The organism is Sorangium sp. So ce381 (assembly GCF_051473845.1).
GTDB classification, from domain to species: Bacteria; Myxococcota_A; Polyangia; order Polyangiales; family Polyangiaceae; genus Sorangium; species Sorangium atrum.
The window spans coordinates 9,228,643-9,245,228 of sequence record NZ_CP150336.1 but is presented as its reverse complement, the minus strand read 5'-3'; the positions used below and the strand labels follow the sequence as shown (position 1 = coordinate 9,245,228).

The 16,586-nt window shown below is 71.5% G+C and carries 15 protein-coding genes; 2 read left to right on the top strand and 13 right to left on the bottom strand.

Going from position 1 to position 16,586, the window contains the following annotated elements; all coding sequences use genetic code 11:
- Positions 1–15 precede the first annotated feature (15 nt).
- Genes WMF29_RS34625 through WMF29_RS34615 form a run of 3 tightly spaced genes read right to left on the bottom strand, consistent with a single transcriptional unit; the run spans position 16 to position 3,246 of the window.
- The gene (locus tag WMF29_RS34625; protein ID WP_437324376.1) at positions 16–1,218 is read right to left on the bottom strand and encodes a vWA domain-containing protein; all 1,203 of its coding nucleotides are present in this window, start codon (positions 1,216–1,218) and stop codon (positions 16–18) included.
- 2 nt (positions 1,219–1,220) lie between these two features.
- Complete coding sequence (locus WMF29_RS34620) at positions 1,221–2,060, bottom strand: AAA family ATPase (RefSeq protein ID WP_272095456.1); 840 nt, start codon at positions 2,058–2,060, stop codon at positions 1,221–1,223.
- A 46-nt stretch (positions 2,061–2,106) separates the two neighbouring features.
- Positions 2,107–3,246, bottom strand: a complete 1,140-nt coding sequence (locus WMF29_RS34615; RefSeq protein ID WP_437324375.1) for a phospholipase D-like domain-containing protein — start codon at positions 3,244–3,246, stop codon at positions 2,107–2,109.
- Positions 3,247–3,726: 480 nt separating this feature from the next.
- Here WMF29_RS34615 and WMF29_RS34610 point away from each other — a divergent pair, with 480 nt between their 5' ends.
- Positions 3,727–4,173, top strand: a complete 447-nt coding sequence (locus tag WMF29_RS34610; RefSeq protein ID WP_437324374.1) for a hypothetical protein — start codon at positions 3,727–3,729, stop codon at positions 4,171–4,173.
- 147 nt (positions 4,174–4,320) lie between these two features.
- Here WMF29_RS34610 and WMF29_RS34605 read toward each other — a convergent pair whose 3' ends face one another.
- Complete coding sequence (locus tag WMF29_RS34605; RefSeq protein ID WP_308738114.1) at positions 4,321–4,941, bottom strand: helix-turn-helix domain-containing protein; 621 nt, start codon at positions 4,939–4,941, stop codon at positions 4,321–4,323.
- Positions 4,942–5,854: 913 nt separating this feature from the next.
- On the opposite strand from WMF29_RS34605, the gene WMF29_RS34600 reads away from it, so the two are divergent.
- Positions 5,855–6,418, top strand: coding sequence for an ExbD/TolR family protein (locus WMF29_RS34600; RefSeq protein WP_437324373.1), 564 nt, complete (start codon positions 5,855–5,857; stop codon positions 6,416–6,418).
- Positions 6,419–6,589: 171 nt separating this feature from the next.
- On the opposite strand, the gene WMF29_RS34595 is transcribed toward WMF29_RS34600, so the two are convergent.
- Genes WMF29_RS34595 through WMF29_RS34555 form a run of 9 tightly spaced genes read right to left on the bottom strand, consistent with a single transcriptional unit; the run spans position 6,590 to position 16,474 of the window.
- On the bottom strand, positions 6,590–7,171 hold the full coding sequence (locus tag WMF29_RS34595; protein WP_437324372.1) for a hypothetical protein: 582 nt from the start codon (positions 7,169–7,171) through the stop codon (positions 6,590–6,592).
- 29 nt (positions 7,172–7,200) lie between these two features.
- Entirely contained in the window at positions 7,201–8,049 is an 849-nt protein-coding gene (locus tag WMF29_RS34590; protein WP_437324371.1) for a hypothetical protein, read from the bottom strand.
- Complete coding sequence (locus WMF29_RS34585; protein ID WP_437324370.1) at positions 8,034–9,971, bottom strand: BatD family protein; 1,938 nt, start codon at positions 9,969–9,971, stop codon at positions 8,034–8,036. The genes WMF29_RS34590 and WMF29_RS34585 overlap by 16 nt, the downstream gene beginning before the upstream one ends.
- A complete protein-coding gene (locus tag WMF29_RS34580) occupies positions 9,968–11,050 on the bottom strand; it encodes a tetratricopeptide repeat protein (protein WP_437324369.1) in 1,083 nt (360 codons plus the stop codon). Before WMF29_RS34580 ends, WMF29_RS34585 begins: the two co-directional genes overlap by 4 nt.
- Positions 11,037–12,194, bottom strand: coding sequence for a vWA domain-containing protein (locus WMF29_RS34575; RefSeq protein WP_437324368.1), 1,158 nt, complete (start codon positions 12,192–12,194; stop codon positions 11,037–11,039). Before WMF29_RS34575 ends, WMF29_RS34580 begins: the two co-directional genes overlap by 14 nt.
- Positions 12,191–13,336, bottom strand: coding sequence for a VWA domain-containing protein (locus tag WMF29_RS34570; RefSeq protein ID WP_437324367.1), 1,146 nt, complete (start codon positions 13,334–13,336; stop codon positions 12,191–12,193). The genes WMF29_RS34575 and WMF29_RS34570 overlap by 4 nt, the downstream gene beginning before the upstream one ends.
- Positions 13,333–14,586 (bottom strand): hypothetical protein, encoded by a 1,254-nt coding sequence (locus tag WMF29_RS34565; RefSeq protein WP_437324366.1) that lies wholly within the window; start codon positions 14,584–14,586, stop codon positions 13,333–13,335. The genes WMF29_RS34570 and WMF29_RS34565 overlap by 4 nt, the downstream gene beginning before the upstream one ends.
- Positions 14,583–15,491 carry a DUF58 domain-containing protein gene (locus tag WMF29_RS34560; protein ID WP_437324365.1) on the bottom strand — a complete coding sequence of 303 codons (909 nt, stop codon included), beginning with the start codon at positions 15,489–15,491 and terminating at the stop codon, positions 14,583–14,585. The genes WMF29_RS34565 and WMF29_RS34560 overlap by 4 nt, the downstream gene beginning before the upstream one ends.
- Positions 15,488–16,474, bottom strand: coding sequence for an AAA family ATPase (locus WMF29_RS34555; RefSeq protein ID WP_272095442.1), 987 nt, complete (start codon positions 16,472–16,474; stop codon positions 15,488–15,490). Before WMF29_RS34555 ends, WMF29_RS34560 begins: the two co-directional genes overlap by 4 nt.
- Between the last annotated feature and the right edge of the window lie 112 nt (positions 16,475–16,586).

The following is a 16,586-nucleotide window of genomic DNA, read 5'->3' as shown; positions in this document are numbered from 1 at the left end:
CGCGGGCCGCGCGGATCAGGCGCGGCCGCGGCCGCGGACGAGCTCGGCGATGGCCTCTCCCAGGCCCTCCAGCGTCAGCGCGAACATCGGGAAGATGCCCTTGATCGCGTCGACGGTCGGGTGGGGGTAGGGGCCGATCCCGTCGGGGTTCAGCCACACGGCGCGATCGAAATGGTCGCGGAGCATCATCAGCCAGGCGACGCCGGGCAGCCGCGCGTCGGGGTCGAACGAGGAGCCTGCGCCGCCGCCGGAGCCCGACGAGCCGAGCAGCTCGTAGGGCGCCATCGAGGCGTCTCCGACCATCACGAGCTTGTGGTGCTTGCCGCACTCGCGGAGGAGCTCGCGCACCGGGACCGGGTCGAGGAGCCCCTCGGTCCTGAAGACCCTCTCGTAGACGCAGTTGTGGAAGTAGTAGCTCCTCAGCTCCTTCCAGTGCGTCGCGCGCTTCGCCGCGCTGAAGAGCTGCGACACGAGCGCGGCGCTGGGATCCATCGAGCCGCCCACGTCCATCATCAGGATCACGCGCGTGTTCGGCCGGCGCGGGGGCCTCGTGACGATCTCGATCTCGCCCGCGTTCCTGGCCGTCGCGTCGATCGTCGCCTCGATGTCGAGCTCGCGATCGCCGCCCTCGCGCGCGAAGGCGCGCAGCTTGCGCAGCGCCACCTCGATCTGGCGCACGTCGAGCGTGAGATCGCTGCGGTAGGGGCGGTAGCGGCGGGCGTCGGCGTTCTGCACGGCGCCGCTGCGCCCGCCTGCGGGGCCGCCGACCTGGATGCCGCTCGGATGGAAGCCGCCGCGGCCGAACGGCGAGGTGCCGCCGGTCCCGATCCACCGGCTCCCCCCGTCGTGGCGCTCGCGCTGCTCGCGGAGGCGCTCCTCGAACCGCCGGAGCACCTCTTCCAGATCGAGCTCCTCGATCATCGCCTTCTCCTCGTCGGAGAGGGCGCGCCTCTTGATGGGATCCCGGAGCCACGAGAGGAGCTCCTCCGTGACCGCCTTGGCCTCCACGTGCGCGCCGCGGAAGTGCTCGGCGAACGCCAGATCGAAGTCGTCGAGGTGCGCCTCCGAGTGGACGAGCATGGCCCGCGCGACGTGGTAGAAGCCTTCGAGCGAGCTCTCGTGGAGGCCAGCGGCGAGCGCGCGCGCGAGGCCGACGGCCTCCTGGGCGCCGACAGGGACCTTGCGGGCCCGGAGCTCGTAGAGGAACGCGACGAACATCGCTACGACCGGAACCGCCTGCCGCCCGCCAGCTGATCGGCCAGCGCGACAAGGTCCTGCTCCTTCTTGAGCAGCGCGCCGAGGAACGGCAGCGCCTTGTCGAGCTTCACCTCACCCACGCCCGCCCTCCGCAGGACGGCGATCCAGTCGATGAGCTCGCTCGTCGAGGGGCGCTTCCGGATCCGTGTGTTCTTCCGGATCTCGTAGAAGACCTGCATCGCCTGGTCGGCGAGCGTCCGATCGAGATCGGGGTGATGGACGCGAATGATCTCCCGCATGAGCTCGGGCTCCGGGAAATCGATGAAGTGGAAGACGCAGCGGCGCAGGAAGGCGTCCGGCAGCTCCTTCTCGTTGTTGCTGGTGATGATCACGACGGGCCGCTCCCGCGCGGCGATCTCGTCGCCGGTCTCGGCGACGCGGAAGCGCATCCGATCGAGCTCGTGGAGGAGATCGTTCGGGAACTCGAGGTCCGCCTTGTCGACCTCGTCGATGAGGAGCACGACGCGCGCCGAGGCGTTGAACGCATTACCGAGCGGGCCGAGCTTGATGTACCGGCGGATGTCGCGGACATCGCCGTCGCCGAAGCGCGCGTCGTAGAGCCGCTGCACGGTGTCGTAGACGTAGAGCCCGTCCTGGGCCCGCGTGGTGCTCTTGACGTGCCAGGTGATGAGCTCGGCCGACAGGCTCCTAGCGATGGCCTCCGCGAGCAGCGTCTTGCCGGTGCCGGGCTCTCCCTTGACGAGGAGCGGCCGCTCGAGCACCAGCGCGCAGTTGACGGCGGCCTCGAGCGCCTCGCTCGTGAGGTAGCGTTCGGTGCCGCGGAAGCGGCGGAAATCGGACATGCGGCAACGGTAGCACCCCCGGCCGAGCGCGGCGGACAGCGCGGGATCAGAGCCAGTCGCGCGCGAGGTAGGCCGTCCACGAGGCGGCGCGCTCCCAGAGCGGGCGCCGGGCCCAGCGCGCGACGGTGATCTCGCGGCAGTGGGCGAGGTCGTCGGCGAACATCCGCTCCATCGCGCCCGCGAACCCGCGGTGCGAGATGATGGCGTTCACCTCGAGGTTCATGCGGAGCGACTGGCTGTCGAGGTTGGTGGAGCCGACGGTGGACCAGAGGCCGTCGATGACCGCGGTCTTCGCGTGAAGGACGCGGCCGCGCCACTCGAACATGCGCGCGCCGGCGTCGAGGAGGTGGCCGTAGATCGCGCGCGACGCGAGCAGGACCGCGGGCACGTCGGTGGTGCCGGCGACCATGATCCTGACGTCGACGCCGCGGCGAGCCGCGGCGGAGAGCGCGTGGATGATCCGGAGCGGCGGCAGGAAGTAGGCGTTGGTGATGAAGATCCTGCGCCGGGCGCGCTCGATGGCGAGCCGGTAGGCTTCGCGGATGCCGTGGCGGTGCCTCCGGCGGGGGAGGTCGTTGCTGATGATCTGCACGGCCGGGTCGGGCCTGCGCTCGGCGTAGCCGTAGCGCTCGTCGTCGATGGGAGCGCCGCCTGTGCGCTGCCATGTGCGCAAGAAGAAGTACTGGAGCTCGGCGGCGGCGGGGCCCTCGATGCGGAGGTGGGTATCGCGCCAGTCGGCGCCGCCATCCTCCGGAGCGGCGTAGTCGTCGGAGAGGTTGAGGCCGCCCGTGAAGGCGACCGCACCGTCGACGATGAGCGCCTTGCGGTGGTCGCGGCGGGCGACCTTCCCGAGGGGGGCGGAGAGGTCGAGGGGGCGGAAGGCGAGGGGACGGACGCCGGCGCGGCGGAGCCCGTCGAGGAAGGACGACGACACGGAAGAGCCCCAGGCGTCGAAGAGGACGTTCACCTCGACGCCGGCCGCCGCCCGCTCCATGAGCGCCTCGGCGAAGCGCTGGCCGGTGCGATCGCCCCGGAGGATGTACGTCTCGAGGCAGATCGTGCGCCGGGCGCGGGCGATGGCCTCGAGCATGGCCGGGTACGCCTGCGCGCCGTCCTTGAGGAGCGCGAGGCGGTGCGCGCCGACGGTCATCTCGGCGAACGCGGGCGCGGTAGGGGGCTGGGACATGCGGCGAGGGCCAGGCTGCCCGGGACGAGGCGGCGCGATGATAGCGCGGACGGGCGCGCGACGCCGCGGCGTGATGCTTGGCCGGCGTCGGTCAGCGGTCGATTCCGTGGGCCTCGCCTCGGCCCGCCATCGCGTCCGGCAGGCCAGGGGCGACGCTGCACCGCGCCGAACATTCATGTCCTCGGGCAGAAGCGGTATGCGGAGCTACCCGCGTATCTCGGGGGCTGAGACGTGGCGTCCATGTCCTTTGCCCGGAGTGAGGCCGCGCGGTTCATGAAGCTCCACCTGTCATCGACTGTCCGAACGAGCACAACCACACGTGGGCATCGAGCTCAACCGGCGCAGCATCCGTCGGGGGCGGCGACCTGTCTGCTCCATCGGAGGAAAAGGGGCGCGGCCAGGTGGCGTTGCTTGCCCCTACCTACGCGAGCACCTAGCCTGGACCGCGAACGAAACCAGCGCAGCGCGGAGGGAAACACCATGATGCCGATGATGAGCCTGCCGATGATGGGGCCTATGGGGATGATGCCCCAGATGATGGGAATGATGCCCCAGATGATGGGAATGATGCCCCAGATGATGGGGATGATGCCCCAGATGATGGGAATGATGCCCCAGATGATGGGAATGATGCCCCAGATGATGGGAATGATGGGTCAGATGCCGATCATGGCGCGGATGACCTGTGAGATGGATAAAGAGGGTATGGTCTGCAAGATGATTCCCATGGATGGCATGGGGATGGACATGCTGCGCCAGCGCTGTGAAGCCATCATGAAGATGATGGGAATGGGCATGCCGATGATGATGATGTGCGGCAACATGCCGATGATGATGTGCATGAGCACCGGCATGGGCATGGGCGTCGGCGCGAGCGGCACGAGCAACATGGGCGCCGGCTCGAACGTCGCCAGCATATCCAGGTGAGCGCGGCGGCGCGGCCGGCATTTCCCGAGCGCAGCGCAGAACACACGGAGTCGCCGCGGCACCGGAGGGAGAAGAGCAGCGCCGGGAGACGTGCTTTTCCCCTCGGCGTCCTGGCGCCTCGGTGATCCGAGCTGTCGAGCGCCCCTGTCAGCCCGTCTTCTCGACGTACGTCATCACCAGGTACAGGATGACCTGCTGATCGGTCAGGTTCCTGTACTGATGGGGCACGTCGGCGTCGAACATGATCGCGTCGCCGGTCGCAAGCACATGCCGCTCGGCGCCGACGACCATCTCCAGCGTTCCGGAGGTCACCACGAGGTTCTCCACGGTGCCCGGCGGGTGAGGATCCGCGTGCTCCGTGGCGAGGGGCGCGAGCGTGATCTCGTAGAATTCGACGGTCCTCGGCACGTCGAACGGGAACAGCGCGCGGGACGTGAACGAGCCGTCATGCGACGTCAACACCTTGGCGCGCGCGGCCAGGATGAGCGACGTGCCGCCGAGCGACTGGTCGCTGATCAGCGCCGAGAAGGGCACGCCGAGCGCCCGCGCGATCTTCCAGAGCACGTTGATCGTCGGCGTGCTCTGGCCGAGCTCGATCTGGCTGAGCATCGCCCGGCTCACGCCGGACGCCTTCGCCAGCCGCTCGAGGGAGAGCCCTCGCTTGGTCCGGAGGCGACGCAGGTTGGCCCCGACGATGCCGGTGAGCGCCGAGGAGGCGTCCTGCGGGGCCATCTCGTAGGCCCAGGCGTCTCCAGAGGCCTCGTCCACGTCCCGCTGCGGCCCCTCTCCGTTTGCGCGGCTGGAGTACGAGCTCGCGGGGCCAGCGACGCTCTCCGGTCTGCGCTGCGAGCGCGGTCCAGCGGGCGATGAAGGGCGCCCCGCCGATACGGCGGACGCTTGGACGCCGTTCTGGTAGCCCTCCACGGGCAACGACGCGCCGAGCCCATCGCCGGAAACGAGCCCAGGCGAGCTCCGTGGCGTGTTCTGACGGACGGTCTTCATCGCATCTGCCAGACGGGCATCCACGTCCACATCGGGAACCACCAGAGGGCGACATGCATGGTCAATGCGCCGCCCGACAACGTCTTCCTGTCGCTCTCGGGAGCATGCTCGTTCCGAGCCGCTCGCCGCTGCTGCCGGTATTCCTCGAGGTCGATCACTTGAGCACTCTGGGGGCGCATCCGCTTCACCTCCAACCCGTAGGTCCATCATCCGTTATAACGGATTGTCTGTCAAGGGACAGCTCGGCCATGACGCACGAGGGTCGGCACGCTGCGTTGGCCCGAGGACGGCACGACGCCCTGTCGTCCGTGTCGACGAGCACCTGCCTCTGCTCCTATGCCGAGAAAATCGAGCTTTTCGTCCGCCCTGTCCATGTTCAGAGCGTCCAAGGATGAGGCTGCTTTATGTTGACGCGTTGCGTCTTTTTGCGGCTGGGCGGAGTGAAGCGCCTCCGAAATAGTGGACGATGCGGAGTGTGGGCCGCCTGAGAGTGCGCTCGTCGCGCTCATCGGGATCGCCGGCGCGGCCCACCCGCGCGAGCGGTTCACCCGTGGCGGGGGAGCGGACGTTGGTGCTTTCCAGGAACATCCGGCGCGCGCCGCGCTCTGTCCTCCTATCGCAGCGCGGCCGCGGAGCTGGCGCGTGCGCCGCGACAACACGAGCACACGAGGAGGCAGCCATGGCGGGCGTCGACGTGGGAGGTGGCGAGAGGCGGGCGAGAAACAGCGAGATCAACATGATTCCGTTCATCGATCTGCTGATGGTGACCATCGCCTTCCTGCTCATCACGGCGGTGTGGGTCACGAACTCGCGGCTCAAGACCAGCGCGGAGGTGCCTGCCGCCGCGGGGTGCGGTGAGGAGTGCCAGAAAGAGCCTCTCAGGACGATGCATGTCCACGTCGGCGAGGACCAGTTCAACCTCGTGTGGAAGCAGGGCGCGACTGTCCTGAGCGAGGTGAGCGTCCCCAAACGTCCTGTCGAGATCGGCGGGGCGGGAGCCACCGCGATCCGTTACAGAGAGCTCGGCGAGGCCATCCAGCGCGAGTGGGAGCGGAGCGGCGAGCACCGCGCCCCGAGCGACCGCCGCGCCGATCAGGCCGTGCTCCACAGCGACGACAAGACGCCGTTCCGCGAGCTCGTCGCCGTGCTCGACGCGATCAACGCCCCGCGCCGAACCGTCCTCCTCCAGGACGGCCGCAGCGCCGAGATGCCAGCCTTCCTAGCCACCTTCTCAGCACACTAGGAGCGGCGTCCACCCGCTGCGGATACGGGCCCACCTCGGCGTTTTCGGTGCTCGGCGCACTGGAGTGCGCCTGTGCGCCGAAAACGCCGATCTGGGCCCGTCTCCTGTGCGGGTGAACGCCGCTCTGGCGGCGTGGTCCAGAGAAGGAGGTGGAGGGACGGGGGAGACGCGTTAGGCGGTGAACTCGGTCGTCAGTGCTACCCAGTTCGAGGGCGGGCGGACGGCGTAGCTCAGGGCCAGGACCTCGATCAGCACCACCCGGTAGATCGAGTGGACGTCGTCGACGTCGACCTCGTGCGCGTTCGCCTCGAGCGCCGCGTCGAGGTGCTCCTGCACGAAGGCGAGGACGTCGGGCTGCTCCATCGCGATGACGTCGTCCGAGTCGACCGCCTCGGCAGGATCGTGGAGGCGGATCTGCTCGTCCAGGTTCAGCGACTCCTCGACGCCCGTGAGCGCCGTCTCGGTGACCTCGTCGAGGTCCTGACCGAACAGCTCGTCGAAGGCGAGCCAGATCGCGAGCGTCAGGAAATAGCCGAGGGCGAGCGCCGTCTCGTCGAGCGGGCCGGAGAGCACCGAGGAGATCCGGTCCGCGAGCGCAGGCTGCGTCTGCTCGAAGCGCGTGAACGCGTCGTCGAGCTGCTTGCGCGAGTCGTCGTCATCCTCGGCGAGCTGATCCTCGATCTCGGACAGGACGCGCGCCGGCACCTGAGCGTACGAGGGGACGGGGCGAATGGCTGCGCGGCGTACCCACACGCGGACAACCTAGCACACGATGGCGCGGCTCATGGAGCGAGCAGCCGGATGCTCGACGCCGGAACCCATCCCTCCGTTGCGCCCCAGCGGACCTCCGCGAGCCCGCCCGATCTCCTGCCGACCTCGACCGACGCACCCTCGGGGATCGCGCTGTGCTCCGCGCGGGGCAGCGCGCGCCCGTCCTCGTCGAGGAGCCGGACCTCGGGGACCACCACGACGCCGGCCCGGGTCGTGAGGCGGAGGTGCCGCGCCGCATAGGTGAGCGGCACCAGCGCGAGCAGCGCGACGAGCGCCGTCGGCGCAAGGACGCTGCCCGCGACGTGCGCAGGGCCGGCAGGGCGGCGCCGCAGGACCACGCCCAGGGCGAGGAGCAGCGACGCGAGGAGCGCGGCTGCCGCCCACGTGCGCTCCGAGGCGAGGCCGACGATGACCCGGCCGAGCGTCGGGCGCACGTCGACCGCATCCGTGGCGCGGCGCGAGCGCCGGCGGGTGATCTCGGCGCGCACGAGATCCAGCGCGCGATCCGCGTCGGCGTCGCCCGGACGGAGCCGCAGCGCCTCCTCGAACGCGGCCGCCGCCCGGCCGAGGTCGCCGGGGCGATCCGCGCCCTCGCGGACGCGCGTGACGTAGGCGAGCCCGCGGTTGTAGCTCGCGTCCGGGTGCACGAAGCCGCGGTCGGCGAGCAGCTCGAACGTGTCGATCGCCGCGCCGTACTCGCCGCGGCCGAGCGCCGCCGTGCCCTCCTGGAACATCACCTCCGGGGACTCCGCCGGCTGCGCGCGCGCCTCGCTCGACGGCAGCGCCGGCGCGAGGCTGGCAGCGAGGAGGAGCGCGCCGACGAAGAGGCGCCTGCGGCGGCCGTTCATGCGGGCTTCCATCGCGAGAGCTCGTTCACGACGGCGCGGCTCTGCTCGACGAGCGCCGCGGCGGCGGCGCCGCCGCCCTCCTGCGCGGTCGGCTCGAACCGGATCGCCTCGCACGCGGCCAGCGCCTCGCACGCGCGCGACGAGAGCGGCCCGGGGACGCCGCGCCGGCCGAGCTCGCCCGGGAGCTCCGCGAGCAGGACGCCGCGCGAGCGGAGGCCCGTCGCGGACTCGATCGCCCGGTGCACCGCGCGCTCGATCGCCGCGGCCGTCGCCCCGAGATCTCCCTGAGCGGCCGCCTCCTCCGCTTCGCGCTGGGCGATCGCCGCGAGCCGGGCGGGCGAGGTCGCGCCCGCCGCGCGGCGATCGCGCGCCCGGCGCAAGAGCCGATCGCCCGCGCCGAACAGCGTGACGGCGAGCGGCGGCGCGGCGAGGAGCAGCCAGAACGGCGCGCCGTCGAGGGGCAGCGTCGCGGGCGGGGTGTGCGGGCCGAGCGACGTGCGGAGACCCGGCATGCCGGCGAACGGCGCGCCACGGCCGGCGCCGTCGCCCTCGGCGAGAGGCGCCCTGGACGGCGGCCCGGACGACGCCGGAGGAGCCACCGGGCTGACCTGGACGACGCCGAGCTCGGCGCGCTCGACCACGTAGCGTTTCTGCGCCGGATCCCAGTAGGGGAGCTCGATCTTCCCGAGATCGACCGCGCCGCTCTCCTGGATCCGGACGACGTAGCCGAACGATCGGGTGCCGCCGATCGCGCCGCCGCGCGGCTCGATCGCGTCGCGCTTCTCCGGGTCGAGCCAGTCGAGCCCGGTCCGCTCCGGCACCCGGAGCGACTGGGGGAAGTTGCCGGTGCCCGCGATCTGCACGTTCACGGCCACCGAGCCGCCCTGCTCGATCTGGCGCGGCTGCACCGTCGCCTTGAGCGTGAACTGACCGACGTCGCCGACGGCATAGCCGGACGGGCGGCCGGCGAGGGGCGGCTCCGTGACCTTCACGACGACGTCGTTCGATTCGCGCAGCACGCGCGCGCCGATCCGGCGACCGGTGATGCGCGTCTGCATGCTGCCCGTGCGCAGCTCGCCCGTCTTCAGCGGGAACAGCGCCAGCTTGTCGACGAGGCGGGCCGCATAGCGGTACCCGCCGACCCGCGTGTACACGGGCCGCTCGGTGCGGGGGTCCTCGAGGAGCGTGTGGCGAAGGAAGTCCGGCGCGGGCGTCGCGCGGGGCTCGGTCATCTCGGCGTTCTCGCGGAAGTACAGGTAGAACGAGACCGTGACCTGCTCGCCGACCACCGCGGTCGTCTTGTCGGGGATGGCGCGCAGGAACACCACCGGGTCGGGCTCGCGCGGCATCGCCAGCTCCGTCGCCTCGGCCTCGGGCTCGTCCTGGGTCGCCTCGTCGTCGAACATGCCGCCCGGACCGCCGAACGGCCACGGGAAGCCCTGCAGCGGGCCGCCGGGCAACAGGAACGGGTTGCTCGGCCGGCGAGGCCGCCCGCTCGCCGGCGTGACCTTGATCAGGATCGGAGCCGCCGGCAGGCGCCTGCCGTTCCAGGAGATCGTCGGCCCCGGGATGGTGTAGCGGCCGGGTTTGTTCGCGACGATCTGCCACGTCGCGCTGATGCCCAGCTGCGTGATCATGACGCCGCCCCCGAGCTGCGTCTTCATCTGCGTCCCGATGCTCGGTCCGGAGACGATGGAGAGGTCGGGCGGGACACGCAGCTCCGGATCGGAGGGCATGCCGGCGCCGCGCTCGACGAGCGCCTTCACCTCGACCGTGAACGGCTCGCCGACCTCGACGTCGGTGGAGCTCGCGCGCGCCGTGAGCTCCGGCTGCTGCTGGGCACGCGCGCGGAGCGGGGCGATCAACGCGAGCAACGCCACGAGCAGCGCGGCCGCGAGCGGCGCGAGGCGCGGGGGGGCGAGCGCGAGCGTCACTTGTCCTCCATGCCGCGGCCGCGCCGCATACCGGCCTTGTTCTTCGCCTCCTGCTCCTGATACGTCGGCGCCTCCTCGAGCTGGTCGAGGATGCGATCGTCCTGCCGGCCGGTCTGCGGCGGCTCCTGGGGCTGCTCGCGCGGCGGCTCGGGTTGCTCGGGTGCGCCGGCGTCGGGCGTCTGATCCTGCGGGCCAGCGTCGGGGCTCTGATCCTGGTCGCCGCCGTCGTTGCCCGCGTCCTGGCCGCCGCCGTCGTCGCCCGCGTCAGGCTCGCCGCCGTCGTTGCCCGCGTCAGGCTCGCCGCCGTCGTCGCCCGCGTCGGGCTCGGCGTCCGGCGGCGCGTCGGGCTCGGCGTCCGGCGGCGCATCGGGCTCGGCGTCCGGCGGCGCGGCGTCCTTCTGGTCCTCGATGCGCCGCAGCGCGATCGCCCGGTTCCAGGCCGCGTCCCGGCCGACGCCGTCGCCGCCGGCCTCCTCGAGGACCCCGGGGATGATGGCCAGCGCCTGGTCGTAGTACGTCACCGCATCCTCGTACTTGCGCCGCAAGAACTCGAGGTTGCCCGAGAGGTAGCGGGCCCGCGCGCGCAGGTCGGCCGGCACGCTCGGATCGGCCCCGATCGCCTTCACGAGGACCAGCGCGCAGTCGATCTCGATCCCGCGCAGCGCGTCGCTCTGCTCCTGCTCCGGCCCGCCGTCCGCGAGCTCCTCGTCACCGAACCGATGACCGTAGCGCTCGGCCAGGTGGAACAGCGTCAGCCCGAGATCGAACGAGCCGTTCGGCTTCTGGCGCACGGAGTCCGGCAGCCCGATGCCGGCGTCGCTGCACGCGCCCGTCCCCAGGTAGCTCTCGAGGGCCTGCGCGGCAGACTCGAGGTTGCCCGCGTCGAGATCGCGGATCGCCTGGTCGACCGCCGGCGCGTTCCGCTCGAACGGGGACGTCGGATCCCACCCGCTGCACCCGGTCGCCGCCGAGAACGCGGCCCCGGTGAGGCACGCGGCGGCGAGCCCGATCGCGATCCAGCGCCCGCGGCGCGCGAAGAACCCGGCGAGATCCACGCGCTTGCGATCACGACGCGGCATGCTGCCCTCCCGCGTTGCCCCGAGGCGTCGGCCCCGCTCCCGCCGCGAGGTCCGCGCCGAGCGGGCGCCCCTTCTGCAGCAGCCCGGCGCGCTTCGGCGCGGCCTCGGGGTGTGTCGCCACGAAGCGACGGCGCGGAGCGTCCTTGAGGAACACCTCGGCGATGAGGAGCAGGATCGCGAGGCCGAGCGGGTAGAAGTAGACGTCCGCGTAGACCGTCTCGACCCGCTCCGAGAGCTCGCTCTTCATCTGCCGCCTGAGCTCCGCGGCGATCGTCTCGATGCCCGTGGTCCCCTTCTCTGCGCGGATGATCTGCCCGCCCGGCGTCGCCTGCGCGATCGACGCGAGCTGCTGCTCGCCCGACAGCGACAGCTCGGTCGTGAGCGGCTTGCCCTGGCGATCGGTCCGCCACCCGACGATGCGGCCGTCCTGGCCGATCTCCGGGATCGGCTCCGGCGTGCGCCCGCCGATCTGAACGACGTGGATCGTCGTGCCCTGGGCGCCGATCGCCTGGGCGACGCTCAGCGGGTAGCCCTCGAGGTCCTCGCCGTCCGTGACCAGCAGGATGATCCGCTTGTGCTCGGCGGACTTCGGATCGCGCCTCAGGAGCTCGTTCGCCTGGTCGAGCGCGCGCGCGATCGCCGTCCCGCCGATGGGCATGTCGTTCGGGTCGAGCTGGCGGAAGAACTGCGCGATCGCCGCGCCGTCGGCGGTCAGCGGGAAGCCCATCGGCTCGCCGGCGAACGCGACCGCGCCGAAGCGCGCGCCCTCGAGATCCTTGATGAGGCGGGCGACCTCGACCTTCGCCCGGAAGATGCGGGACGGCTCGACGTCGCGCGCGTACATGCTCTTCGAGTAGTCGAGCACGATCACCACGTCGACGTTGGTCGCCGGCACGAGCCGCGTGCCTTTGCCGTACTGGGGGCGCGCCGCGGCCACGAACGCGAGCGCCGTCGCGAGCACGAGCAGCACGCCCTTCCAGGCGCGGCGCTTCGCCGGATCGGCGGTGGTGAGCGCCTTCACGCGATCTTCGTCGCCGAAGCGCTTGATGGCGCGCGCCACGCCGAAGCCGCCGAGGATGAGCAGGAGGCCGATCAGCGCGGCGAACGCCGTCCCGAGCAGGAACCAGGGGGCCGCAAAGTTCACGGGAACCTCCGGAGCAGCCAGGCGCGCAGGAGCGCGTCGAGCCCGATCAGGAACACCCCGGGCAGGAGCAGGAACGGGAAGAGATCCTCGTACGCGGCGCTCGACGCCTCGAAGCGGGTCTTCTCCAGCCGGTCGAGCACGTCGTGCATGCTGTCCGCGAGCGCCTTCGCGTCGGTCGCCACGTACGACGCGCCGCCGGTCTTCTGCGCGATCTCCTGGAGCAGCGCGGGGTTCACCGGGAAGCGGTGGCGCACGTAGCGCGGCTGCCCGAAGAGATCGATGCCGTCCTCGACCTCGACCTCGTCGTCGGTGCCGATCTGGATCGTGTAGACCTTGGCGCCGAGCGAGGTCGCGAGGTGGGTCGCGTACTCGGGGGAGATGGCCCCGGCGTTCGAGTCGCCGTCGGTCAGGAGGATGACGACCTTCGACTGCGCGTCGCTCCTGCGCAGGCGGGCGACCGCGGTGCCGAGCGCGTCGCCGATCGCCGTCGCGCTGCCGTCGATCACGTTGAGCGTCATCTGCGAGACCATCTGCGTCAGCAGGTGGTAGTCGAGCGTCGGCGGCGACAGCACGTAGGCGGCCTTGCCGAAGACGACGACGCCGAGGCGATCGGTCCTCCTGCGGCTGATGAAGTCCTGGAGGACGAGCTTGGCCGTGTCGAGCCGGGTCAGCCGCTTGCCGCGCGGCAGCTTCGGCTGGCCGGGGAGGTCGCTCGGCCGCGCGTCGAGGATCGCGCGCATCGAGCCCGACAGGTCGAGCGCCACGACGATGTCGATGCCCTTGTCGTCCGATCGCTGCTCGCGGAGCACGCTGACCGGCCGCCCCATCGCGAGGACGAGCAGCGCGAGCGCCACGGCGCGCAGCACGCCGGGCAGGTCGCGCAGGTGGCTGCGCAGGCCGCGCGGCCCGCGCGCGAGCGGCGCGACCGTGCCGAGCCGGAGCCGCGGCCTGCGCGCGTCCTCCGCGAAGATGCCCCAGTACCAGACGACGGGCACCGCGATGAGCGCGAGCAAGAACCACGGGTTCTGCCAGCTCGCCGAGGACCAGGCCTCGCGGCGCGCGAGGTAGGGGTACACGCAGGCGAGCGCGGCGACGACGAGCGTCGCGATGAGGGCGAGCGATGCGCGCTTCGTGCGGCTCAAGGCGCCTCCTCCGGCGCCCCGGACGGGCGAGCGGGCGGCTGCTGCCCGCCGGCGGGCGAGCTCCGGGGGCCGGCGCCGTCGCCGGGCCGCGCCGCCGGCGGGGTCGTGCGGTGCACGATGTTCTCGCCGTCGTCGAGCGCCGTGAGGCAGTCGGCCTCGCTCGGCTGGAGGCGCGCGAACTTCACGAGATCGCAGTCGGCGAGGAACCGCGCGATCTGCGGCAGCACCGGCACGGGCGGGCGCACCCGCGCGAGCAGCTCCCGCATCTCGTCGCTCGTCGTCTCGAGGCCGTCGAAGCCGTACCGCGCGCCGAGGTATTTGCGCACGCAGTCGCTCACGCGATCGAAGTACTCGCCGGTCCGCCCCTCGCCGAGCAGGTCGGAGCGCCGGAGCGCCTCGAGCTCCTCGAGCGCGGCGACCCACGGCAGCTTGGGCGGCGGCGCGACCACGACGCGGGGCCGGCGCAGCCAGCGCCGGACCAGCCACGCCACGAGCAGCCCGAGCGCCGCGCCGATGAGGATGCCGACCGTGAGCTGCTTCGCGAGCACCCACTCCTCCCGCTGCGGCCTCGGCGGCGGGTTCGGCTTGACCTTGGGATCCCGCTCGTTGGCGATCGGGTCCTCGATCACGATCTCGTGCGGCCGGGTGCAGACGGTGACGAGCTCCCCGCTCGCGCGGGACACGGCGATCGGCACCGGCGGCAGCAGGAGGGCGCTCCTCCCGGGCTCCTTGGGCAGCGGGACGAACGGGATGACGAGCTTGGTCGTGGCGCCGGCGTCGGTCGCCGTCGTCGTGCTGGTCGGCCCCGCGCCCGCGTCGGCCTCCGGCAGGACGAACCCCGCCTTCTGGATCGCGCGCGCGGCGTCGCTGTCGCCCTGGACCTTGAAGCCCTCCGGCAGCACCGTCTCGCCCTTGCCGTGCGTGACGGTGATCTCGAGGTGGGCCGCGTACCCGCTGAACCCGTTCTTCGGGAACGTCTCCTCGATCCGGGGGCGCGTCGCGCCGGGCGGCACGTGCTCCGCGCACGAGGCCCACACGCTCTCGCCGCGCTCCTTCGCCGCCGGCGCTGCCGGGGCCGGGGTCGGCAGCGCCGGCGGCGGCGGGGTGTCGTCAGCGGCGGGCCCTCCGGCGCCGCCAGCGTCCGGCTGCGATCGCGCCGGCGCCGCGCACGCGAGCGCCGTCGCCAGCGCGGCCCACGCGAGCGGGCTCGCGCCGCGCGCGGCGTGGACCGCCGAGCGGCGCGTCCTCATCGCCTGAGCCTCCGCGCCCGCTTGGCGAACAGGTCGCGCAGCGGGCTCACGAAGCTCTCGCCGGTCTTCACCACCACGGCGTCGAGCGCGAGCTTCTTGAACAGCTTGTCGCGGTCGCTCCGGACCTTGCGCATGGCGGCGCGGTAGTGGTCGCGCACCGCCCGATCGCCGGTGTCCACCACGACCTCTTCCCCGGTCTCCAGGTCCTCGAACGTCGCGAGCCCCACGTCGGGCAGCTCCTCGTCGCGCGGGTCGACGAGCATCACCGGGATCACGTCGTGCTTGGCGCTCGCGAGCGAGAGCGAGCGCTCGAAGCCGGAGGCGAAGAAATCGCTGATCACGAAGGCCACGCTCCTCCGCTTGGCCACCTTCACCAGGGTCTCGAGCGCGAGCTTCAGGTTCGTCCCCGTGTACTTCGGCTCGTGCCCGAGGATCTCCCGGATGACGCGCATCACGTGCTTGTCCCCCTTCTTCGGCGGGACGAGCTTCTCGATGGCCTCGGTCGCGAGCACGAGGCCCACGCGGTCGTTGTTCTTGATGGCGCTGAAGGAGCAGAGCGCGGCGATCTCGGCGGCGACGCGCGCCTTCGACGCGCGCCGCGTGCCGAACTGCTCGCTCTGCGAGGCGTCGACGACCAGCATGACGGTCATCTCGCGCTCCTCGACGAACACCTTCACGAACGGCTCGCTCATGCGGGCCGAGACGTTCCAGTCGATCCAGCGCACGTCGTCGCCGGGCAGGTACGCGCGCACCTCGCGGAACGAGAGCCCTTGCCCCTTGAAGACGGACGAGTACGTCCCGGAGAGCTGCTCGTTGGCGAGCCGTTGCGTCCGGATCTCGATGCGCCGGAGCTGCTTCAGGAGCTCCGGCGGCAGCGGGTTCTTCGAGCCGGAGGCCTTGATCACGGCACCTCGACCACCTCGAACACGCGCCGGACGATCTGCTCGGACGTGACCTCCTCGGCCTCCGCCTCGTAGGTCAGGACGACCCGGTGCCGGAGCACGTCGGGGCCGATCGCCTTCACGTCCTCCGGCGTGACGTAGCCCCGGTGGCGCAGGAAGGCGTGCGCGCGCGCCGCCAGCGCCAGCGCGATCGAGGCGCGCGGGCTCGCCCCGTACTCGATGAGGCTGCTCAGCTCCCGCATCCCCTTCTGCCCGGGCTCGCGCGTCGCGAAGACCACGTCCACGATGTAGTCCTTCACGCGATCATCCATGTACACGTCGCGCACGACCTTGCGCGCGGACACGAGCTCCTCGGGGGTCGTCACCTTCGCGGCCTTGCCCTCGATCGCGGACGTCGTGCGGTCGATGATCTGCCGCTCCTCGGCCCGCGCGGGGTACCCGACCTTGACCATGAGCATGAACCTGTCGACCTGCGCCTCCGGGAGGCGGTAGGTCCCCTCCTGCTCGATCGGGTTCTGGGTCGCCATGACCACGAACGGGCTCGGCAGCGGGTAGGTCGTGTCGCCGATCGTGACCTGCCGCTCCTGCATCGCCTCGAGGAGCGCGCTCTGCACCTTCGCGGGGGCGCGGTTGATCTCGTCGGCGAGCACGAGGTTCGCGAAGATCGGGCCCAGCTTGGAGGTGAAGTCGCCCTTCTGGTGGTTGTAGATGACGGTGCCGATGAGGTCGGCGGGCAGCAGATCCGGCGTGAACTGGATCCGCGAGAACTTCGCGTGGATGGCGTCGCAGAGCGTCCGCACCGTGAGCGTCTTGGCGAGGCCCGGGACGCCCTCGAGGAGGACGTGCCCCCCGGTGAGCAGCCCGATGAGGATGCGCTCGATCATGTACGTCTGACCGACGATGACCTTGCCGACCTCGCTCAGCAGGGTGTCGATGAAGGCGCTCTCTTTGGCGACCAGCTCGTTCAGGGCGCGTACGTCGTGCATAACGGGTGGGAGCTCATAGCAAGCCCGGCCGCCCGAGGACAACCGGCGCCTCTCGAATATTCCTCGGCGCGAGGCGGGGCCCCGGCGCGCGCTCGTCGGCGCGAGGCGGGGC